This window comes from Tessaracoccus palaemonis (assembly GCF_019316905.1).
Classification (GTDB): Bacteria; Actinomycetota; Actinomycetes; order Propionibacteriales; family Propionibacteriaceae; genus Arachnia; species Arachnia palaemonis.
In genome coordinates this window covers 113,802-133,441 of record NZ_CP079216.1, presented here as the reverse complement: position 1 = coordinate 133,441, position 19,640 = coordinate 113,802, and the positions used below count along the sequence as shown (strand labels likewise).

Here is a 19,640-nt window from a genome sequence, read left to right as displayed (position 1 = left end):
CGAGGCGTCGACAGGTGTCTGCTAGGTGGTGCTTCCGCGCGGAACAGCCAGCGGGAACGGCCTGGCGCGCGCTTCCAGGTCGTCATCCTCGGTGACGTGGCCGTACCAGCGGATACCGCCGCTGGCGATGGTGTCGTCGACGTCGTGGGGCTCAAGTACGTCCCAGACATCCTGGTAGGCCTGAATCTCCCAGAAGGAGATCGGATCCTCGGACGGGTCGGGGAGCGGGTGTTCCCTCCGCAGGCCGTGGCGGCCGGGCACGCCGTCCATACGATAGACAATCTGAACCACCTCGGCGGACTCGTCGATCCAGCCCTCCTCGAGGTGCACCCAGGGGGCATTGTCGTGGTGCAGCAGCCACAACCGATTCCAGTGGTCGATGAAAATGTCGCGAAATGTCACAAGTCGTCTCCTTTGAGGTACCCTCCTGATCATCAGCATAGAGGCAAAGCGGAGGTAACCATGGCCACACACGCTCGACACCGCCACCCGTTTCTGGTTCTGCTCTCTTCGGCGATCTTCGCGATTACTCTGGTAGCACCGGCACCTGCACATGCCGCGGCACCACCCAAGGGCTATCCGGCAGGCACGATTATGCAGACCACGCACAATGCGAAGCTGGGCATTGGCATCCCCTTGCGCCGCGGTTTCTTCGACAGTGACGTGAACAAGGGATTTGGCTGGGACAAGCTCTGGAGCTATCACAACATCACCACCCTGAAGGCTGTTGCAAACATGTCGAAATCGACCAACACGACGATTCAGGGGACTAGCGTGATCCTCAAGACCTGGGCGGGAAGAATGGAGTGTTCCGCGCTCTCCTGCAGGGTCACCGAACAGATGGAGCTGCGATTAGTCGCTGTCACGAGCAACCCGGGAAAGTACACTTACACGGCGGCCAACCCGAAGCGGAAGGTTACTGTCTCAACCGGCGCTACCAGTCAGTCCTGGGGTGTCCAGACCGCCTATTGCGTACTCAAGAGTGGTGTGCGCTGCCCCGACTGGGTCACCTTCTCCCTGACCAACCCGGGCGTCCCGAACCCAAAGCGGGCTGCCGTGCCCGCCACTGGCAGCACGCCTGTCTCTGCTGAGTCGGCGGAGCCCCAGGTTTCACCCGACGAGCAGACCCAAGCACCCGCAGACGAACCTCGGGCTGACGAGTACACCGTGTTCTCCTACGAACCTCTGCCTGTCGACGTCGATGAGACGCTGGTCCAGCAGGCCCGGGACGAGGGGGTTCCTCTGAGCGAGATCGACTGATTACCGTCGGCGGACCCGCCCCCTCGCCAGGGCAGGCCGAAGTCGCTGAGATCAATGGCACCTTCACGCGCCACCTCGGAGATGACTTCACCGCCATCTACCTGGGCGAGCACTCAGGCCGCCGCCTGAATCTCGGCACGGGCGACGGGTGGGCGTGCGTCGGCGGCTTTCGAGGCACCCAGGCCGGCAGCGGATGCGATCGCATCCGGACCGTCGCGGACGCCCCCCTGATGATGCGATCCTGGACTCCCGACGAACAGCCGATCACGATCGTTGCGACGCCCGACGGCTTCACCACCGTAGCCGTCGAGGGGGCTCGGTGCCAGGTCCACCGCAACGCCGTCGTCGTGATCGGCAGCGTCGAGGATGCCCACATCGAGATGTCCGGCGACGCCTGACCCACCGTCGAGCTGGCCGAAGGCGAAGCAACCACGGGCGACGCCCACTGTTTCGCCACGCGCACCTGAACCACTTCCTTGAGTACCCAGGCCGGCAGTCACTCGTAGATCGCGCTGCGATGGTCCAGGTCGAGAGCGATGAGAACCAGTTCCCCCCGGCGGATGTCGAGAATGACCCGGTAATCGCCGATGCGGAGGCGCCAGAGCCCAGCCAGCGGGCCGGTCAGGGCCTTACACCGTCGTTGCGGCTCATCAAGTTCGGCCAGCGCGTAGACAGCGACCAGCACGCGTCGCGCCATGGGGCGGTCGAGCTTCCTGATGGCCTTGTCGAACCGGGTGGATGTCTGAATCGACCAGTCCATCAACGGTCAGTGTCGAGGTTCCCGCTGTGGGCTTCTTCCTTCAGCCCGTCCGGCTCGAACCCCAGGTCCCGAGCGAGCGCATCGAGCGGGGCGGTCGCATCGTCGCCCGCACGGATCGCCTCAGCCCGCCGTGCCACGTCGTACGCCCACTCCAGATCGTCGAGCCTCTCGAGGAGTGCTTGGCGAACATAGAACGCGGCGGGCCTGCCCGTTGCCCTGCTCAGGGCGTCCAGCCGCTCCTTGATGTCGGCGTCGACACGGATGCTGAGAACACTTGTAGACATGTATACAGCCTACCCCGCCTGAGGTCGGAGTCGACGCAGCGCAAGCACCGACGCGACGACGGCGGCCAGGGTGGCACCTGCCACCGCCCCACCGATGAACGCCCACGGGATCGTGAGTGTCAGCGCTCCGCCCACGGCAAAGCGAGCGAAGATCCCTATCGCGAGCAGCCCGGCCACGAGCCCACCGACGAGGCCGGTCAGGAGCACCAGCGCACTCTGGACAGCGAGCACGCCCCACGACCACCGCGGCTCCAGTCCGACGGCCAGCATCCGCGCGGCATAGTCCCGCAACTGTCTGGCCTGGCCGGACAGCACCGCCCACACGAGCACGAGCATGGCCGCAATGAGTCCGGCCAACGCGACTATCCACTCGCCGGGGAAGGTCAGTGGCATCGGCGGCGTGGTGTACGCCACTGCCTTCGCGGTGATGCCCGCGGCCGTGACCCCGTCGACCGCCTGCTGCTGCTGTTCGACGGTGACGTCAGTGAAGACCACATCGGTGCCCGTCGTGACGGTGCCCCCGAGGTCCAGGGCGGCGCTGCTGAGCATGGCGCCGGCCACCATCTGCAGGATGGCGGGGTCGACGGCGAGGCCGAGGTCCGAGTCGAGCGCGATCACTGCGGTGGGCACCGCGGTCTCCTCGAGGCCGTCCGCGCCGTAGGTGACCAGGCCGCGGCCGGCATCGCCCCAGGTCACCAGGGCACCACTCGCCAGCGCCTCCTCGACGGCGCTGGCGGGTGGCCATCCGAGCAGTCGGGTCAGGTCGCCGGGATCGTGCAGCCCCCAGATCCCGAAGGCGCCCGCAGAGTTGGCTGCCGATGCCGCGCCGTCGACGGCGTCAAGCACGATGGGGCGGGCGAGGCCGGGGTCCTCCGCGACAACCGCTGCGGCCCGCTCCACCAGCTCCGGCGAACCCAGCCCCGCCCCCTGGATCCACAGCTGGCCACTCGGGATGCTCGGGGTGTTGCGCTCCTCCTCCAGGCGGAATGACGTCGCGTAGAGCGTGGCGAAGACCGTCGGAACTGCCACGGTCACGGCGAGCGCGATGACCGCCCACGAATAGCGGGCCCGGTCCGCCTCCATCATCCGGCGGGCCGACAGTGTCGTCACCCGGCCCACCTGAAGCCCACGGACGCAACCCCGCAGGACGTCGGGCAGCAGCATCACGATCCCGCCAGTGAACGGCACGGCCGCACGGGCGGCGGCGTCCAGGTCCGTCGCCATGACCAGCGACGGCAGAGACCAGCCCAGCACCACCACAACCGCCGCGCGCCGCAGGAAGGCCCACGGAATCGTCTGGGCAACCCCGCGAAGCGCCATGGCTAAGGACGAACGACGACGCCGGGAGGGGACGTGGAAGCGCGCACCCGCGGTGGCCAACCCCACCGCCAGAGCCACCATGAGCAACGCGGGCAGGATCCGTCCGACGGCCGGCAGGGGCGACAGCGGCTGGTCGGCGAGGAGCGGGAGCACAGTCCACCTCCCCAGCATCGCGACCGCCATCCCCGCAGCCCCGCCGCCGATGACCGCCACGGCCAACCTGATCCCCAACCCGGCCAGGACCGGCCCCATCACCTGGGTCCTGCTCATGCCGACGCCTTCCAGGCTTCTGCGCAGGGAGAGGACCCGAGTCCTCTGAAGGTTCACGACGACGAGGCTGGCGAAGGCGACCAGCAGCGCGCCCGGCACAAAGAACGGGAGGGACTCTGCGGGCGTGGTGGCGCTCGCGATCACCCCGTCTCGGGAGACGTATCCCGTGAGCATCGACTCGACTCCCGCCGTGGCGGGATTCGTGGTGGCGACGGCCTGGAGGACCGCCTCCAGGCCAGCGTCCCCGTCCCACAGCACCGACAGGCCACCGTCGGCCTGCGGGTAGCCCTCTCGGATCTCGTCGGCGGGGAAGGTGGACCAGGTTCCGGGCGCCGCCACGATCCGCCACGAGTGCTCGCCGTACACCGGGGACACCGTGCCTGTGACGTTGAGAGTCACCCGCCCGCCGAAGAGCGAGACGCGGTCCGGGTGCCCCAACCGCTCAGCGAGCGACTCCGACAGCGCCACCTCGCCGGCCGACACGGGAGCCCGACCCGACGTCACCGGCTGAGTGCCGGGCAGCTGGCTGTCAGCGCTGACGCGCAGGTCCTCGAAGTAGGCGACGATCTGCACCTGCCCGTTGCTGTACGTGACGGGCAGCTGGTCGGGCCACAGCGAACTGCTCACCAGCTGAATCCCCACGTTCGAAGCCCCGGCCGCGTCGACGGCCGACGCCACGGCCGTGACGTCAGTCTTGCTCAGCTCGTCGCCCAGCGGGGCGGTGTCCTGGACGCGGTGCGAGTAGCTCCCGAGAAGCGCGTCCGCGCTCTGCCGGCCCGACAACGTCAGGGCACTCACCCCCACCAGCAGCGCGACGACGCAGGCGACGAGTCCCCCCACCGCGAACTCACCGCCCCACCGATGCCCCCGCAGGAGCAGGCCGGTCAGGTGCACCGACGACCGGTTCACGTCGGGTCCAGCTGCCCGTCGACCATCGTCCACACGACGTCGGCCCGGTCACGGCCCAACGGGTCATGCGTCGCGACGACGGCAGCTACCCCAACGTCGTGGCAGAGCGACGCAACGAGTTCGAAGAGCGCCCCCGAGTTCGCGGAGTCGAGCGCGCCGGTCGGCTCGTCGGCCACCAGCACCTCCCTCCCACCCGCGAGTGCCCGGGCGATTCCCACCCGCTGCCGTTGGCCGCCCGACATCTCCCGCGGGAGGCGGTCCGCGAGCTCGGCAATGCCGACACGGGCCAACTGGTCGGCTGCCTCGTCGCGCGCCTCGCTCAGCGACGCCCCGCGCGCCAGCAGGGGGACGACGACGTTCTCCAACGCTGTGAACTCATGAACCAGGTTGTTCTCCTGGAACACGACGCCGATGTGGTGCAGCCGGATCCTCGCCCGCTCCGCCTCCGAGGTGCCGGAAAGGTCGCGGCCGGCGACGCGGACCGTGCCCTGATCGGCGATGTCGAGGCCCGCGATGAGGTTGAGGAGTGTCGTCTTCCCGGATCCGCTGGCCCCGTAGAGGCACGTCATCGTGCCGACCTCGACGCGCAGATCCACGCCGTCGACCGCCCGGATCGTCTCGATTCCCGACTGGAAAGTGCGCCTGGCGCCCCCAACCTCGATCGCAGCCCCACTGCTCATGACGACGGCCTGCGTCGTCGCACCCAGTCGCTTCATGACTGCCGATGATGCCGGGCCAACCAGCCGCTGACCAGCGCGCTGATACGAAAGTGTCACTGGCCGGACCGGCCTGCTGGCGGGGCGGGTCGCCGCCGCCTAGCCTTCGCGTGTGACCTGGTTCAAGGCCTTCAGCAACGGCGCTCTGGAGCTCATCCTCGCCGCCCTGTTCCTCGGCGTGGCCGTCTTCGCCCGCAACGGGCCGCGCGAGGGCGACCCGTACCTCCTCGTCGTTGACGTGCTGGCCGCTGTCGCCGTGGCAGTCACGGGGCGCTTCCCCCGCCCGGGGGCCGCCCTTGCCATCCTCGTCGCGGTGGCGGGCATGGCCTTCGATCCGATGGAGCTGGGCCTGTGGCCGATGACCCTCATGTGCTGCGTCATCAGCCTGATGCGGCGCGGGCGCTGGCGGCTGTTCGCCGTCACGTTCGCCGTGGTGTTCACGTGCTCGGTCGTGTCCACCTACCGTTCGACTGACGCTCCGGGTGCCTTCGGCCAGGGGCTGTACACCTGGGCGATGTTCGACGGCTTCATGCTGCTGTTCGGACTCGCTCTCTACGCGACGGCGCGCACGGCGACCGACCGAGCCACCCAGCGGCATCGCGAGGTCCGGATGCGGGCAGCGCTCGAGCTGCACGACGTGGTCTGCAGGGACCTGACGCTTCTCGCCATGCAGGCCGAACACGCCAAGGTGACAGGAACATCGCCTGAACTCCTGGACGATATGGCGGCCAGGGCCCGCTCGGCCGGCGCCTCCCTCCGCGCAACCGTGGCGTCCATGTCCTCAGACCTCGGCATCGGTGACCAGCCCCTATGGACCTTCGCCAGCGCTCTGGAATCCGGCCGCTCCGTCCTCGACAAGGCCAACTTCGAGGGCCAGACCGACGGCGACCTCACCCCGTCGCTGCCGCAGGCCGTTGATCTCGCGGCCGGCCGTATCCTCAACGAGGCCCTCTTCAACGTCGCCCAGCACGGCAGGGCCAAGGGGCGATGGCAGGTCACCGCGGCACGACTGGACACGGCCTTCGACTTCACCGTGACGAACGAGCGGGGCTCGAGTGGGCCCGTCAAGGCCGGCCTCGGCACCGTGAGCCTCACCCAGTTCGCCCGCTCCGTGGGGGGCGAGGTGGACGTCACGTACACCGAGGACGACTGGATCTGCGCCGTCTCGCTTCCTCTCGAGCGGGCCTCCTGATGATCGACGTCGCGATCTGCGACGATGACGAACTGTCGCGCTCCTACCTTGAGCGGTCGCTGGGGCAGTGTGCAGGGATCACGGTGGTCGCCACGGCGTCGAACGGCGCCGAGGCGCTCGGGGTCGCAGTTCCCGTCGACGTCTGGCTGATGGACATCCGCATGCCCCGCATGGGCGGGCTGGAGGCCGCGAGACAGTTCAAGACCCGACCCAGACCGCCGGCCGTCGTGCTCCTGACGAGCTTCAGCAGCGTCACCCTTGCAGAGGCCGTCGCCGCCGGGGCGAATGGCCTGCTGCAGAAAGACGAGCCCGTCGTGGCCCTGGCCGCCGCGGCAGCGGCCGCTCACGCAGGGCTCTTCGTGAACTCCAGCGGGTCGCTCTCGACCTTTGCCGGGGCTCCCTCCCAGGTACTGCCCGTCCCCGACGGGGTCCTGGGAGACCCCACCGACAGGGCGATCCTCCATCTCGTCGTGCGGGGCGTCGGCTACGGCGAGATCGCCGACACGCTGGGCGTCTCCGCGGTCACCGTCAAGCGCCGGGTCGGCGTGATGGCTCGTCGCGCCGGCGTTCGGTCCCGGCCTCGCCTCATGAGCGTGGCGTCGCTGTGGGACCTGTCGGGTAGCTGAGCTGATGTCCGACCCCTCGCTTCGCTTCGGGCCCTTCGACAGGGCCTGTGCTGCGCCTGTCGAAGTGCTCAGGGAACCGAAAGGCGGGCTCACGGAACCGGGTCGCCGAGCTTGTCGAGGTGCCTTGAGCGAAGCGAAAGGTCTTGCCGCGGGGGATTCCGCCTCGCTTCGCTTCGGCGCCCTTCGACAGGCTCAGGGAACCGGCAACGGCTCAGGGAACCGGCGCGGCGACTCTCGTGAGGGTCTCGCCGTCGTTCAGGACACCGCCGATGGGGTCCGGCGACGACGGGGTGCGCAGCAGGTCGCGGCGGGGGGTCGCGATGTCGCGCAGGCAGGACACCAGCAGCCAGGCCTCGACGCCCGCGCGGGCCAGGATGGCGAGCCAGTACACCGCGTACGGGCCCGACTGGGCGCTGGTCAGCGAGCCGTTCAGCCAAGGCCAGACGGCCAGGTAGTACGCGACCTGCGTGAGGGTGAAGGCCGCCATCTCCCAGCGGTACGGGCGCGCCCAGTAGACGGCGACGAGCAGCCACAGGGCCGTCTGCGGCGGATACGCCGGGCCGAGCAGGCAGGTAGCGAGCAGCATCACCTCGACCAGCGACCCGACGCGCGGCGTGCGGTGCGTGACGTACAGCCAGGCTATCAGGATGCCGAACCCGAGCATCAGCAGCACGAAGGCCAGCGACCCGGTGCTGCGCGTCGAGGCGCCCATCAGCGACGCCAGGTACCAGAGCGAGCCGTAGCCCGTCTCCTTGTTGATCTCGCCGTGGTAGAAGGCGTAGACCGAGTCGAAGTCCTGGATCACCAGCGGTAGGTGGACCAGGAAGAACGCGGCGACGGCGGGCACCACGAAGCGCAGCGCGACCTTCCAGCCGCCCCTAAGCCCGCACGCGACCGTGACGGCCAGCACGACGGCGATCGGCATGGTCGCCGCGCAGGCGGCCAACCCGAGCACGATCCCCGACTCGACGACGGCGCGGCGCGCGAACAGGAACATGCCGAGGCACGTCAGGGCGATGCCGAACAGGTCCCAGTTGATCAGGCCGACCGCGAGCACGACGGGCGACGCGGCGACCATCATCGCGTCCCAGCTCGGCCTGCGCGCGTCGGAGTCGCGGCCCAGCCGGGCGAGGCACAGCAGCGTGACGAGCAGGCACACGAACAGCCCGACGGCCGTCAGCCCGAAGAACACGACGGACGCGTCGACCTGTTCCTGCAGCGCGGCGCCCGGGTAGACCGAGGAACCGAAGACCCACACGCCGATCAGCTGCGTCGTGTAGATGAACGCGGCCGTCAGCGGCGGGAAGGTCATGGCGTCGGTCCCGAAGGCCGACACGCCCTGCCCGAACCCCTGGGACAGGAACGTGGCCTGGATGTCGGAGTAGCAGACGCGGATGTAGACGTTGACGGCGTTGTCGGCCACGACCTGCACGCACGGCGTGTGCCTCAGGAACAGGACGAGGAAGACCGCGGTGCCGGCCAGCAGGATCCAGGGCAGCGGGTTGAACCAGACTCCCCTCGGAGCCGCGTGGCTGCCCATCGGGCCACCGAGCCGGGGCCACATCGCGTTGGTCACGCCCATCACTCTAGTGGGCGCGCCGAACGCTATCCCTCACTGCCGCCGTCGCCCGCGCCCTCACCGGTGTCCCCGTCACCGTCCCCGTCGCCACCGGCGTCGCCGGTCTCATCCGGCTTCGCGGTCGGTTCCTGCGTCGCCAGGGTCGGCTCCTTCGTGGGCGTCGCGGTCGTCGGAGCCTGGGTGGGCGTCGCGGTCGTCGGCACCGCCGTCGTCGGGGCTGCCGTGGTCGGGGCGGCGGTCGTCGGGGCCGCGCTCGTCGGCTCCTCCGACGGGTCCTCGGAGGGGGTCTCCGACGGGGTCGGTGACGGCGAGGCCGTCGGGCTGGCTGACCTGGTCGCCGCGGGGCTGGTGCTGACCTCGGGCTTGATGTCGTCGGCGGTGTCGAACTGCTCGACGTCCATCCCGTCGGTGGCGATCATCATGTAGTCCACCCACGTCATCAGCGGGTAGCTGGAGCCGAAGAACGTCGCATCCTGGGGCCGCTTGTAGTCCTCGAGATCCTCATTGCCGGAATCGCCCGCGACGTACATCACGGCCGTCGAGATCTGCTTGGTGTAGCCGACGAACCAGGCCGACGTGATGGCGTCCTCTACGCCGTTGGTGCCGGTCTTGCCCGCGACGGGGCGGCCGAGCGCCGAGGCCCGCGTGCCGGTGCCCTCCGTGACCACGGAGGTCAGGGCGTCGGTCACGTTGGCCGCGACGTTCTTCTCGATGGTCTGCTCCGAGCCGGGGTCGGCCTCGTAGATGACCTTGCCCTCGCTGTCCATGACCTTCGCGACGATGTGGGTGTCGTTGCGCTCCCCACCGTTGGCGAGCGTCGCGTACGAGTTGGCCATGTTCAGCGGGCTGACCTCCGCGGCGCCGAGCGCGATGCGGTTGTTGAGGTCCCAGCCGCGGCTGGTCGGGGCGCCCGCATCGTTGGCGGCCTTCTCAACCTCGCTGGCACCGTCGGTGATCTGCTGCGTCATGTCGACGAAGGCGGTGTTGATCGAGTCCGCGGTCGCCTTCCGCAGCGTGACGGCCGGGCCGTACTGGTAGCTGAACTCGTTGCGGATGGTCTGCGTATCCCCGCGCGGAACGAACGTGTTGCCATTGAAGGTCGAGTCGAGCGAGAAGCCGTTGCGCAGCCCCGCGATGGTTGCGAAGGTCTTGAACGTCGACGCCGCCGGACGGTCGGTCGTCGCCCAGTTGCGCTGGTTCTTCACGTAGTCAGGGCCGCCGTACTGCGCCAGGATCGCCCCGTTGGACGTGTCGACCGACGAGATGGCAACGTGCAGGTCGGCGGGATCCGGGTCGCCGTACGCGTCCTCGGCCGCCTGCTTCGTGTAGGCCTTCGCGGTCTTGGCGGCCGCGTCCTGCATCGTCTTGTCGATCGTGGTGACGATGCGCAGCCCGCCGCCCTGGATCTCCTCCTCGGAGAAGCCGTGCTCGACGAGTTCGTCCTCGGCCATCTTCACCAGGAAGCCCTTCGAGCCGCCGTAGCGGTTGTTGACGGGGACCTCGGGGAACTCGGGCAGCGAGCCGTACGCCTCGTCGTGCTCGGCCTGCGTGATGGTCCCCATGGACAGCATGCCGTCGAGGACGTAGGTGTAGCGGTCGTAGAGCGCCTCGAGCTTCTCGTCGCCGCCGGACGGGTTGAAGGCGCTGGGGTTGTTGAGGATCGCCGCCAGCGCCGCTGCCTCCGAGAGGCTGAGATCCTTGGCGTCCTTCAGGAAGAAGGAGCGGGAGGCCGCCTGGATGCCGTACGCGCCGCGCCCGAAGTAGATGGTGTTGAGGTAGCCCTCGAGGATGTCCTCCTTGGGCATCTCGCGGCCCATCTTGGTGGCGAGCATCAGCTCGCGGACCTTGCGGGTGACCGTCTGGCTGGAGTCGAGGTAGAGGATCTTGATGTACTGCTGGGTGATGGTCGAGCCGCCCTGGAGCTCACCGCCGGTGGCGATGCTCCACGCGCCGCGCGCCATGCCGGAGATCGAGAAGCCCGGGTCCTCCCAGAAGGACCGGTTCTCGGCCGCCACGACGGCGTCCTTCATGACCTGCGGCATGTCCTCGTAGTCGAGGCTGACGCGGTTCTGCACCGACAGGGAGCTCATCTGCGTCTCGCCGTCGGCGTAGTAGATGAACGTGGTGTTCGTCGTGAAGTCGGAGTTGGGGTCCGGCAGGTCGGTGGTCGTGTAGAGGAAGAACAGGCCACCGAGCCCGGTCAGGCCGACGACGATGAACGCGACGAGGGCGCCGATGCCGATGCGGCCCCAGATCGTGCGGGCGCGGGACTTGGTCTTCCCGCGCTTGCCTCCGGAGCTTGGTGACTTGGCCATGTGACGTCCTTAAGATTCCTTCTCCCCCGACGGCCCACTGTGCGGGTCGCCCGTACCAGCGTAAGCGTCGGGGCAAGATCGGCCACATCCACACCGGGCGAAGCCGGCAGATCGGGGACCACGGTGTCGCCCCTCCCGCACAGGATCGGACCGCGGTCGCGGGCGCCTATCCGCGCGGTACGACCCGGTACCGGCGCAGCTCCAGGGCGGGGTTCCGCTCGCGCACCCGGCGGACCTCGTCGGCCGCCAGGAAGCCGACGGCGAGCCCGTCGCCCGCCCCGATGCCGGCGAGCGTCACGCCCTGCGGGTCGACCACCCGGCTGAGCCCGATGCCGTACTTCGGCGGGTGGTCGGCGGCCGCCACGTAGCAGGTGTTCTCGATGGCCCGCGCCGCGATCAGCGTCGCCCAGTGGTCCTCCTTGAGAGGGCCGCGGACCCACTGCGCGGGCATCAGGACCGCGGTGACGCCCGCGTCGGCGAGCACGCGCGTCGACTCCGGGAACCGTAGGTCGTAGCAGGTGACCAGCCCGAACCGGAGGCCGTCGAGGTCGAAGGTCTCCGGCGCCGTCAGCTCGCCGGGTTCCACCCGGTCGGACTCGCGCTGCCCGAACGCGTCGTAGAGATGGGCCTTGCGGTAGGTGGCGAGCGGGCCGTCGGCCCCGACCGCGACGACGGTGTTGCGGACCCGCCCGCCCGATCCCTGTTCCAGCAGTCCGGCGACGAGCACCTGGTCGAGGCGGGCCGCCAGGTCGCGCAGGCCCGCGACGAAGGGGCCGTCGACGCTCTGGGCGTGGGCCGCCAGTGTGTCGTCGAACGGGTCGACGAAGTAGCTGGAGTACTCCGGGAGGACGACCACGCGGGCGCCGCGGCCGGCCGCCTGCGTGGCGAGTTCCCGGATGCGATCGAGATTGGCGGCCTCGTCCGCGACGGGGCCGAACTGGGCTGCGGCAACGCCGATTTCCGACATCTGGGCTCCTCCCGGGGCTTGAGTGCGATGCGCGGCACTAGAATCGTGCCTCGTGCCCAGTCTGACCGAAGCCCAGACCAACGCGATGCGCCAACTCCTGCGCATCGCGCCCGTCATCGACGATCTGGGTCGCCTGTTCTCCGAGGCCGGACACGAGATCTTCCTGGTCGGCGGTTCCGTCCGCGACGCCCTGCTCGGCGAGCTGGGGCACGACCTCGATTTCACCACCTCCGCCACCCCCGACGAGACACACGCGCTGCTGAAGCAGTTCACCCCCGCGACGTGGGACATCGGCAAGGACTTCGGCACCATCGGTGCCCTCAAGAACTCCGGAGGCACGCAGTGGCAGATCGAGGTCACCACCTTCCGCGCCGACGTGTACCGCAGCGAGTCCCGCAAGCCCGAGGTGGCGTTCGGCGACACGATCGACGGCGACCTGATCCGCCGCGACTTCACCGTCAACGCCATGGCGATCAACGTCGCCACCAAGGCCTTCCTTGATCCCTACGGCGGCCTCGACGACCTCGCCGACGGCATCATCCGCACCCCGTCGACGCCCGAGATCAGCTTCTCCGACGACCCGCTGCGCATGCTGCGCGCCGCGCGCTTCGCCTCGCGGCTGGGGTTCAGCGTCGCGCCCGACGTCGTCGCCGCCATGAAGGACATGGCCGACCGGATCGAGATCGTCTCCGCCGAGCGGATCCAGACGGAGTTCTCCGGCCTGCTCCTGACCGACGCTCCCCGCGAGGGTATCGACCTGCTCGTGCGCACGGGCGTGGCAGACCACTTCATTCCCGAGCTGTCCGCAATGCAGCTCGAACTCGACGAACACGCGCGCCACAAGGACGTCTACCAGCATTCGCTCACCGTCCTCGACCAGGCGATCGAGCTGGAGAAGGCCCGCGGCCACCAGCCCGACATCGTCAACCGCCTCGCCGCTCTGCTGCACGACGCCGGCAAGCCCGCCACCCGACGGTTCGAGGGCTCGAAGGTCACGTTCCACCACCACGACATCGTCGGCGCCAAGCTCATCAAGAAGCGTCTGAAGGCCATGACGTACCCGGCCGCCGTCGTGAAGTCCGTCGCGAAGCTGATCGAGCTGCACCTGAGGTTCCACGGATACGGCGACGGCGGCTGGAGCGATGCCGCAGTCCGCCGCTACGTCCGCGACGCCGGCGACGAGCTCGAGCACCTGCACATCCTTACCCGCGCCGACTGCACGACCCGCAACCGGCAGAAGGCCACGCGGCTGCGGCGCAGCTACGAGGAGCTCGAGTGGCGCATCGACGAACTGGCCGCGCAGGAGGAGCTCCAGGCGCTGCGCCCGCACCTCGACGGCGACGAGATCATGGCCGTGCTGGGCATCAGGCCGGGCCGCGAGGTCGGCGAGGCGTACCGCTTCCTGCTCGAGGACCGCACGGAGAACGGCCCGCGCGAGCACGACGACGCCGTCCGCCTGCTGAAGGAGTGGTGGGCCGCCCGCTGACCACCGCCGGTATCTTGGCGCCATGGCAGTCCTGCGCACCGTCACCCTGAACACCGGCTACGACGACTACTTCACGGTCAGCGGCCTGGCCTGGGGCGGCGTCGGGACCATGCACGACTTCCGCTCGGTCTGCTCCGGCAAGGGCATCAGCTGCGCCAGGACCGCGGTCGCGCTGGGCCTCGACGTGGTCGCGTACGCGCTCATCGGCGCCGACGACCAGCCCGACTACTCAGCCCGCCTGACGGCCGAGGGCATCGCCCACTCGCTCGTCGCGGTGCCGGGGGCGACCCGGCACAACCTGACGCTCGTCGACCAGACGGGCGAGAAGGTCGCGGCGCACTTCGTCGGCGCCGGGTTCCGGCTCGCCGACCCGGCGCCGCTGGAGAACCTGGCGCGCCGCCTGCTCGCCGACGTGGCCCCCGGCGACGTCGTCACCCTCAACGGGTCGACACCTGCCGGGCTGCCCGCCACGACGTGGGCGGACCTGGCGCGCGCCTGCCTGGCCCGCGGTGCGCGGGTGATCGTGGACGCGCAGAAGGACGCGCTCGTCGCCGCGCTGGAGGTGCCGGGGGTGCTGGCGTTCAAGCCGAACGACGACGAGATCCTGGCCCTCCCGGCCGTGGCCGCGGCCGATCCCGCCAACCGGGTGCGCGCCGCGCTCGACGCCTTCGCCGCCGCCGGGGCGCGGCTGCCGCTGGTGTCGCTGGGCGCCGCCGGCGTCGCGTTCCTCGACGGTACCCGCGTCGCGAGGGCCGCGTGCCCCGTCGAGCGTCCGGTCCAGTCGGTGATGGCGGGCGACGCGCTGGTCGCGGGCCTCGCCTGGGGCGTGCTCGACGGGGACGAACCGACGGGGTGGGTGCGGCACGGCCTCGCGGCGGCCGCCGCGCACGTCGCCGGCAACCGCGGCACGGAGCTCGGCGAGGCGGCCTGGGCCAACCTGCCGCGCGTGGTGTTCGCCTGACCTCAGGCCCGCGAGTCGACGACCTCCAGGCCGGCGGCCCGGAACGACAGGCCGCGGGCGCTCCGGTCGAACACCAGCGCGACGAACGTGGCGCCGACGAGCACCGATGCGGCCAGTTCCAGCCCCGAGACGGCCGCGGCCGGCAGTCCGGGCACCGAGGCGACCGTGCTGAGCAGCGCCCAGCCGCCGAAACCCGCGAGCGAACGCGCAGCATGCCGCCAGAAGCCGGCCCTCTCCCCGCCCGGCGTCAGCCACACCGTCCGCTGACCCAGCGACGCGCCGCTCGCCGTGAACCACGGCAGGACGACGACCAGCACAAAGCCGACGACCCCTCCCCAGAAGACGCCGTCGACCTCGTCGAGGCGGTTGGCCGGCACCTTGAGGATCCAGTACTGCGTCGCGCGCCAGCCCAGCGCGATCGACGCCTGCACCGCGGCAAGCAGTGCGTAGTCGACCAGCATGCCGACCAGGCGGCGGCTCCTGCTGACGGGGCGGGGGCGGCCCCGTCGCCGCGACTCGGCGCGCGCGTCAGGGACGAAGAAGAACAACGCCCCCGCGAGGGCGGCGCCGATGAGGGCGCCGGTCGAGTTGAGGAGCACGTCGTCCACATCGCCGACCCGGTACGCGCAGGGCAGGAGGCCGAGGGCCCCCGTCGTCTGCGTGACCTCGATGGCCACCGACGCGCAGAAACCGAGCAGCGTCGCCGTGGCGACCCGCCCGCCGAAGTACCGCCTCCACAGGCCGCCGAAGGGGAGGAACAGCACGACGTTGAACACGACCTGCAGGAACACGAAACTCCGGAGCAGCGAACGGACGCCGTTGGCCCGGTAGTAGTCGAGCAGGTCGCCGACGAAGCTGAGCGGCTTCAGGTTGCGCGGCGGCGACGGGTTGGCGGCGCACCACTGCGAGTCCGGAATGGGCAGCAGCGTGTAGGCGATCAGCGCCACCCCGTAGACGGCGACGGCCGCCGCCCCGACGACCCGCAGCAGGCGGATCTGCCCCATCCGGCGCGACTCCCACACGAGGATGGGTACGAAGAGCGCGACGAACGCAGCCGCGCCGAGCAGCACGCCCACGTAGGCGGGCCAGGTCCAGGCTTCGATCACGTCACGAGTATGTCAACGACCCCCGGCTGAGCGCGACCGACCCCTCAGCCCAGGTGCTTGCGCTCGTCGTGGCCGCCGAACTGCGCGCGCTGCGCCGAGAGGATCTTGGAGGCCACCTCGTCGAGACCCCGCGACGCGAACCGTGAGGTGAGCGCGGCCGAGATGACGGGCGTCGGAACGCCCTCCTCGACGGCGGCGAGCACCGTCCAGCGGCCCTCCCCCGAGTCGGAGACGCGGCCGGAGAAGCCGGTGAGGTCGGGGTCGGCGGCCAGCGCGGAGGCGGTGAGGTCCATCAGCCACGACCCGACGACGCTGCCCCGGCGCCACACCTCGGCGACCTCGCCCAGGTCGAAGCGGTACCGGTAGTTCTCCGGGTCGCGCAGGGGCGCGGTCTCGGCGTCGACGACGTGGTCGGTCAGCCCCGCGTCGGCGCCGGCCAGGATGGCCATCCCCTCCGCGATCGACGCCATCATCCCGTACTCGATGCCGTTGTGGACCATCTTCACGAAGTGCCCGGCGCCGGTCGGGCCGCAGTGCAGGTAGCCGTCCTGGGCCGTGCGGCCGGCGGGCTCGCCGCGCCCCGCCGTCGGCTCGGCCTCGCCCGCGCCGGGCGCGAGCGCCCGCCACAGCGGGTCGAGCCGCCGCACCGTCGCGTCGGGTCCGCCGATCATCAGGCAGTAGCCGCGCTCGAGTCCCCACACGCCCCCGGAGGTGCCGACGTCGACGTAGTCGACGCCCAGTTCCCCGAGCCGGGCAGCGCGGCCAAGGTCGTCGCGGTAGTAGGAGTTGCCGCCGTCGATGACCGTGTCACCGGCATCGAGGAGGCCGACCAGCCCGTCGAGAGTCCCGTCGACGAAGCCCGCGGGGATCATGATCCACACGGTCCGCTGCGGCGCGAGCCGCGCCACGAGGTCCGCCAGCGACGATGCGCCGACCGCGCCGTCGGCGGCCAGCTCGGCCACCGACTCCGCGTTGACGTCGTAGGCGACGACCTCGTGGCCGGCGCGCAGCAGGCGCCTTGCGAGGTTCGCGCCCATCCGGCCGAGCCCGATCATTCCCAACTGCATGTGTGACTCCTTGTCAGAAAGCGAGCGAGAGGAGCATCACCGAGGCGAGGCCCGTGACGGACAGCACGGTCTCCATCAGCGACCAGGTCTTGAACGTCTGGCCCACCGTCATGCCGAAGTACTCCTTGACCAGCCAGAAGCCCGCGTCGTTGACGTGGGAGAGGAACACCGAGCCGGAGCCGATGGCCAGCACGAGCAGCGCAAGGTGCGGGGAGGTGAGGTCGGTCGCCAGCGGGGCCATGATGCCCGAGGCCGTGATGGTCGCGACGGTCGCGGAGCCCGTCGCGACGCGGATGAGCGCCGAGACGATCCAGCCGGCCAGGATCACGGGGATGGAGGCCTGCACGATGCCCGACGCGATGACGTCGGCGATGCCGGAGTCGACCAGCGTCTGCTTGAAGCCGCCGCCCGCCGCGACGATCAGCAGGATGCTGGCGATCGGCGCGAAGGAGGAGCCGACGGTGTCGGAGACCTGCTTCAGGGTGCGGCCCAACGTGTAGCCCAGGAGAAACATCGCGACGACGGTGGTGATGGTCAGCGCGATCAGCGGCGTGCCGACGAACACGACGGCCTGGCCGAGCCCGGACTCCTCGGAGCCCGCCATCTCCACGACGGTGCGGGCGAGCATGAGGACCACGGGAAGCAGGACGACGATCAGCGCCGCGGCGAAGGAGGGCCTGCGGCCGTCGGGGGCATCCGTGTCGACCTCGCCGAGGAAGTTCTCGCGGGCCGGGATCGGGACCCACTTCGCCATCACGCGGCCGAGGATCGGGCCGGAGATCGCGACGCAGGGGATGGCGACGAGCAGGCCGAAGCCCAGCGTGAGGCCGAGGTTGGCGCCCAGCGCGTCGATCGCGATCAGGGGTCCGGGGTGCGGGGGCACGAGGCCGTGCAGCGCGGAGAGGCCGGCGAGCGCGGGGATGCCGAGCAGGATCACGGGCAGCTTGGCGCGATGCGCGGCGAACATCACGACGGGGATCAGGATCACGACGCCGACCTCGAAGAACAGCGGGATGCCGACGACGAAGGCGATGAGCGCCATGGCCCATGGCAGCCGCTTCACGGGGGTCTTCGCGAGGATGGTGTCGACGATCACATCGGCGCCGCCCGAGTGGACGAGCAGTGTGCCGATGATCGAGCCGAGCACGATGAGCAGGCCGACGCCCGCGATGGTGTCGCCGAGTCCCGTCGTGAAGGAGGAGAACAGGTCCTGGTAGGGGGTTCCGGCCGCGATGGCCATCGTGCCGGCGCCGGCCATCAGCGCCAGGAAGGGATGGATCTTGAGCCAGACGATGAGCGCGACGATGACGGCGATACCTGCCAGGGCCGCGAGAACGAGCTGAGTGGTCATGGGTGACTCCGGTGTCAGTGGTGGGTGTGGTAGTTGGCAGCGACGAGGTGCAGCCGCGAGACGATCTCGTCGGTGATCTCCTCTGTGGTCTGGTTGACGTCGACGACAATGCCGTCCTCGTCGTCGCCAAGGGGTTCGAGCGTCGCGATCTGCGACGGCAGCAGCGAGGTGGGCATGAAGTGCCCCGCGCGGGCGGCCATCCGCTCGGCGATCAGCTTCTCGGCCCCGGCCAGGTGCACGCAGATCGTGCGGCCGGGAGCCTCGCGGAGCTTGTCGCGGTAGACGCGGCGCAGCGCGGAGCAGGTGACGAGCGTGTCCCTGCCCGCGGCGTCCTCGACGTCGGTCCACGTCACGATCCGCTCCAGCCAGGGCCAGCGGTCCTCGTCGGTGAGCGGGTGCCCGGCTTGCATCTTGGCGACGTTCGCCTCGGGGTGGAAGGCGTCGCCCTCCGCCACCGACCAGCCGAGCCGGTCTGCCAGCGCGTGCAGGATCGTGGTCTTCCCGGAGCCCGCGACGCCCATGAGGACCAGGTGGATGCTCCGGTGGTCTGTATCCGTCATCTTTGACCCTTCTCGTCGGGCACCTGTGCCCGTCTGTGGGATGACCATAACCCGTAAAGGTGTTCCTTGACAAGAGATTCGTATCATCTTTCTTCCCACAGGGAGTCCGCGGGGCACGCAGGGTATGCCCTCACTAGACTCGGGTCATGAGAATCGACGTCGATCCGACCGGTGAAGCCGCGGGCCCCGGAGACCTCCTGCATGAGGGGGTCACCCGCACGCTGGGCATCGAGATCATCGACGGCGTCTGGGAGATCGGCCAGCCCCGGACGCTGGAGGACATCCAGGGCCGGTTCAATGTCTCCCGCACGGTCGCGCGCGAGGCGGCACGCCAGCTCGAGACGATGGGCCTGGTGCGGACTCGCCGACGGCACGGGCTGGTCGCGCAGCAGAAGTCCCTGTGGCACGTGCTCGACTCCTCACTCATCGATCTGCGGCTCCACTCCACGCGACGCGAGGAGCAGCTCCGCTCCCTCACCCATCTGCGCCTGGCCGTCGAGCCCGCAGCGGCGGAAGGCGCGGCCCGCAACGGCGACGTCCACGCCCGTGCGCGGCTGATGCCCCTGGCCTCGGAGATGCGCAGGCTCGGCGAGGCGGGCGAGCTGACCGAGTTCCTCCAGGTGGACATCGACTTCCACCGCACGATCCTGGCGCTGAGCGGCAACGAGCTGTTCGCCGCGCTGAGCGACGTCGTCGCCGTCGTGCTGACCGGCCGCACGGAACTCGGCCTGATGCCCCCGCGCCCACAGCCCGAGGCCCTCGCCGGGCACGAGGCCGTGGCCGAGGCGATCTTCCGCGGAGACCCGGCGACCGCGCGCTCCGCGATGCAGGCCATCCTCGACGAGGTGCGCGACGCCGTCGTTCTCCCGGGGTCGCCCACCTGACGGCGTCCGCGCGTCGGGGAGCTTTGC

The 19,640-nt window shown here is 69.9% G+C and carries 19 protein-coding genes; 7 read left to right on the top strand and 12 right to left on the bottom strand.

Translation table 11 applies throughout. The annotated features are described in order from the left end of the window. Nucleotides 1-21 precede the first annotated feature (21 nt). Nucleotides 22-402 carry a hypothetical protein gene (locus tag KDB89_RS00575; protein ID WP_219082483.1) on the bottom strand — a complete coding sequence of 127 codons (381 nt, stop codon included), beginning with the start codon at nt 400-402 and terminating at the stop codon, nt 22-24. 60 nt (nt 403-462) lie between these two features. On the opposite strand from KDB89_RS00575, the gene KDB89_RS00570 reads away from it, so the two are divergent. Then, the gene (locus KDB89_RS00570; protein WP_219082481.1) at nt 463-1,260 is read left to right on the top strand and encodes a hypothetical protein; all 798 of its coding nucleotides are present in this window, start codon (nt 463-465) and stop codon (nt 1,258-1,260) included. 230 nt (nt 1,261-1,490) lie between these two features. Next, on the top strand, nt 1,491-1,658 hold the full coding sequence (locus tag KDB89_RS00565; RefSeq protein ID WP_219082479.1) for a hypothetical protein: 168 nt from the start codon (nt 1,491-1,493) through the stop codon (nt 1,656-1,658). Between the two features lie 98 nt (nt 1,659-1,756). Here KDB89_RS00565 and KDB89_RS00560 read toward each other — a convergent pair whose 3' ends face one another. The 4 genes from KDB89_RS00560 to KDB89_RS00545 are packed head-to-tail and all read right to left on the bottom strand — an operon-like array spanning nt 1,757 to nt 5,519. Continuing rightward, nucleotides 1,757-2,020 (bottom strand): type II toxin-antitoxin system RelE family toxin, encoded by a 264-nt coding sequence (locus KDB89_RS00560; RefSeq protein ID WP_255556051.1) that lies wholly within the window; start codon nt 2,018-2,020, stop codon nt 1,757-1,759. Further along, nucleotides 2,020-2,304, bottom strand: a complete 285-nt coding sequence (gene relB / locus KDB89_RS00555; protein ID WP_219082474.1) for a type II toxin-antitoxin system RelB family antitoxin — start codon at nt 2,302-2,304, stop codon at nt 2,020-2,022. Before relB ends, KDB89_RS00560 begins: the two co-directional genes overlap by 1 nt. Nucleotides 2,305-2,313: 9 nt before the next feature. After that, a complete protein-coding gene (locus KDB89_RS00550; RefSeq protein ID WP_219082472.1) occupies nt 2,314-4,803 on the bottom strand; it encodes an ABC transporter permease in 2,490 nt (829 codons plus the stop codon). Then, nucleotides 4,800-5,519, bottom strand: a complete 720-nt coding sequence (locus KDB89_RS00545) for an ABC transporter ATP-binding protein (RefSeq protein WP_255556049.1) — start codon at nt 5,517-5,519, stop codon at nt 4,800-4,802. Before KDB89_RS00545 ends, KDB89_RS00550 begins: the two co-directional genes overlap by 4 nt. A 112-nt stretch (nt 5,520-5,631) precedes the next feature. Here KDB89_RS00545 and KDB89_RS00540 point away from each other — a divergent pair, with 112 nt between their 5' ends. Together KDB89_RS00540 and KDB89_RS00535 are read left to right on the top strand one after the other, a co-directional pair. Next, a complete protein-coding gene (locus tag KDB89_RS00540; RefSeq protein WP_219082470.1) occupies nt 5,632-6,711 on the top strand; it encodes a sensor histidine kinase in 1,080 nt (359 codons plus the stop codon). Beyond that, nucleotides 6,711-7,337 (top strand): response regulator transcription factor, encoded by a 627-nt coding sequence (locus KDB89_RS00535; RefSeq protein ID WP_219082467.1) that lies wholly within the window; start codon nt 6,711-6,713, stop codon nt 7,335-7,337. Before KDB89_RS00540 ends, KDB89_RS00535 begins: the two co-directional genes overlap by 1 nt. Nucleotides 7,338-7,548: 211 nt before the next feature. Here KDB89_RS00535 and KDB89_RS00530 read toward each other — a convergent pair whose 3' ends face one another. The 3 genes from KDB89_RS00530 to KDB89_RS00520 form a co-directional block, all read right to left on the bottom strand. Beyond that, nucleotides 7,549-8,913, bottom strand: a complete 1,365-nt coding sequence (locus KDB89_RS00530) for a glycosyltransferase family 87 protein (RefSeq protein WP_219082463.1) — start codon at nt 8,911-8,913, stop codon at nt 7,549-7,551. A 29-nt stretch (nt 8,914-8,942) separates the two neighbouring features. Next, on the bottom strand, nt 8,943-11,231 hold the full coding sequence (locus KDB89_RS00525; protein ID WP_219082460.1) for a transglycosylase domain-containing protein: 2,289 nt from the start codon (nt 11,229-11,231) through the stop codon (nt 8,943-8,945). Between the two features lie 166 nt (nt 11,232-11,397). Next, a complete protein-coding gene (locus tag KDB89_RS00520; RefSeq protein ID WP_219082458.1) occupies nt 11,398-12,198 on the bottom strand; it encodes a carbon-nitrogen hydrolase family protein in 801 nt (266 codons plus the stop codon). 85 nt (nt 12,199-12,283) lie between these two features. Between KDB89_RS00520 and KDB89_RS00515 the strand changes: the two genes are divergently transcribed. After that, nucleotides 12,284-13,684 carry a CCA tRNA nucleotidyltransferase gene (locus KDB89_RS00515; protein ID WP_219084145.1) on the top strand — a complete coding sequence of 467 codons (1,401 nt, stop codon included), beginning with the start codon at nt 12,284-12,286 and terminating at the stop codon, nt 13,682-13,684. A gap of 22 nt (nt 13,685-13,706) precedes the next feature. Next, nucleotides 13,707-14,645 (top strand): 1-phosphofructokinase family hexose kinase, encoded by a 939-nt coding sequence (locus tag KDB89_RS00510; protein ID WP_219082456.1) that lies wholly within the window; start codon nt 13,707-13,709, stop codon nt 14,643-14,645. A gap of 2 nt (nt 14,646-14,647) precedes the next feature. On the opposite strand, the gene KDB89_RS00505 is transcribed toward KDB89_RS00510, so the two are convergent. Genes KDB89_RS00505 through KDB89_RS00490 form a run of 4 tightly spaced genes read right to left on the bottom strand, consistent with a single transcriptional unit; the run spans nt 14,648 to nt 18,729 of the window. Next, nucleotides 14,648-15,751 (bottom strand): VanZ family protein, encoded by a 1,104-nt coding sequence (locus KDB89_RS00505; protein ID WP_219082453.1) that lies wholly within the window; start codon nt 15,749-15,751, stop codon nt 14,648-14,650. Between the two features lie 44 nt (nt 15,752-15,795). Then, entirely contained in the window at nt 15,796-16,818 is a 1,023-nt protein-coding gene (gnd, locus tag KDB89_RS00500) for a phosphogluconate dehydrogenase (NAD(+)-dependent, decarboxylating) (RefSeq protein WP_219082450.1), read from the bottom strand. A 13-nt stretch (nt 16,819-16,831) separates the two neighbouring features. Beyond that, nucleotides 16,832-18,169 carry a GntP family permease gene (locus KDB89_RS00495; RefSeq protein WP_219082447.1) on the bottom strand — a complete coding sequence of 446 codons (1,338 nt, stop codon included), beginning with the start codon at nt 18,167-18,169 and terminating at the stop codon, nt 16,832-16,834. Between the two features lie 14 nt (nt 18,170-18,183). Continuing rightward, nucleotides 18,184-18,729 (bottom strand): gluconokinase, encoded by a 546-nt coding sequence (locus tag KDB89_RS00490; protein WP_255556045.1) that lies wholly within the window; start codon nt 18,727-18,729, stop codon nt 18,184-18,186. Between the two features lie 146 nt (nt 18,730-18,875). Here KDB89_RS00490 and KDB89_RS00485 point away from each other — a divergent pair, with 146 nt between their 5' ends. Next, nucleotides 18,876-19,613, top strand: a complete 738-nt coding sequence (locus KDB89_RS00485; protein ID WP_219082445.1) for a FadR/GntR family transcriptional regulator — start codon at nt 18,876-18,878, stop codon at nt 19,611-19,613. Nucleotides 19,614-19,640 lie beyond the last annotated feature (27 nt).

What these genes read in the sequence shown, in the direction of transcription:
- KDB89_RS00570 (WP_219082481.1), top strand. Translation starts at nt 463, where the DNA reads ATGGCCACACACGCTCGACACCGCCACCCGTTTCTGGTTCTGCTCTCT.
- KDB89_RS00565 (WP_219082479.1), top strand. Translation starts at nt 1,491, where the DNA reads ATGATGCGATCCTGGACTCCCGACGAACAGCCGATCACGATCGTTGCG.
- KDB89_RS00560 (WP_255556051.1), bottom strand. Translation starts at nt 2,020, where the DNA reads ATGGACTGGTCGATTCAGACATCCACCCGGTTCGACAAGGCCATCAGG.
- relB (WP_219082474.1), bottom strand. Translation starts at nt 2,304, where the DNA reads ATGTCTACAAGTGTTCTCAGCATCCGTGTCGACGCCGACATCAAGGAG.
- KDB89_RS00545 (WP_255556049.1), bottom strand. Translation starts at nt 5,519, where the DNA reads ATGAAGCGACTGGGTGCGACGACGCAGGCCGTCGTCATGAGCAGTGGG.
- KDB89_RS00535 (WP_219082467.1), top strand. Translation starts at nt 6,711, where the DNA reads ATGATCGACGTCGCGATCTGCGACGATGACGAACTGTCGCGCTCCTAC.
- KDB89_RS00525 (WP_219082460.1), bottom strand. Translation starts at nt 11,231, where the DNA reads ATGGCCAAGTCACCAAGCTCCGGAGGCAAGCGCGGGAAGACCAAGTCC.
- KDB89_RS00520 (WP_219082458.1), bottom strand. Translation starts at nt 12,198, where the DNA reads ATGTCGGAAATCGGCGTTGCCGCAGCCCAGTTCGGCCCCGTCGCGGAC.
- KDB89_RS00515 (WP_219084145.1), top strand. Translation starts at nt 12,284, where the DNA reads ATGCGCCAACTCCTGCGCATCGCGCCCGTCATCGACGATCTGGGTCGC.
- KDB89_RS00510 (WP_219082456.1), top strand. Translation starts at nt 13,707, where the DNA reads ATGGCAGTCCTGCGCACCGTCACCCTGAACACCGGCTACGACGACTAC.
- gnd (WP_219082450.1), bottom strand. Translation starts at nt 16,818, where the DNA reads ATGCAGTTGGGAATGATCGGGCTCGGCCGGATGGGCGCGAACCTCGCA.
- KDB89_RS00495 (WP_219082447.1), bottom strand. Translation starts at nt 18,169, where the DNA reads ATGACCACTCAGCTCGTTCTCGCGGCCCTGGCAGGTATCGCCGTCATC.
- KDB89_RS00490 (WP_255556045.1), bottom strand. Translation starts at nt 18,729, where the DNA reads ATGACGGATACAGACCACCGGAGCATCCACCTGGTCCTCATGGGCGTC.
- KDB89_RS00485 (WP_219082445.1), top strand. Translation starts at nt 18,876, where the DNA reads ATGAGAATCGACGTCGATCCGACCGGTGAAGCCGCGGGCCCCGGAGAC.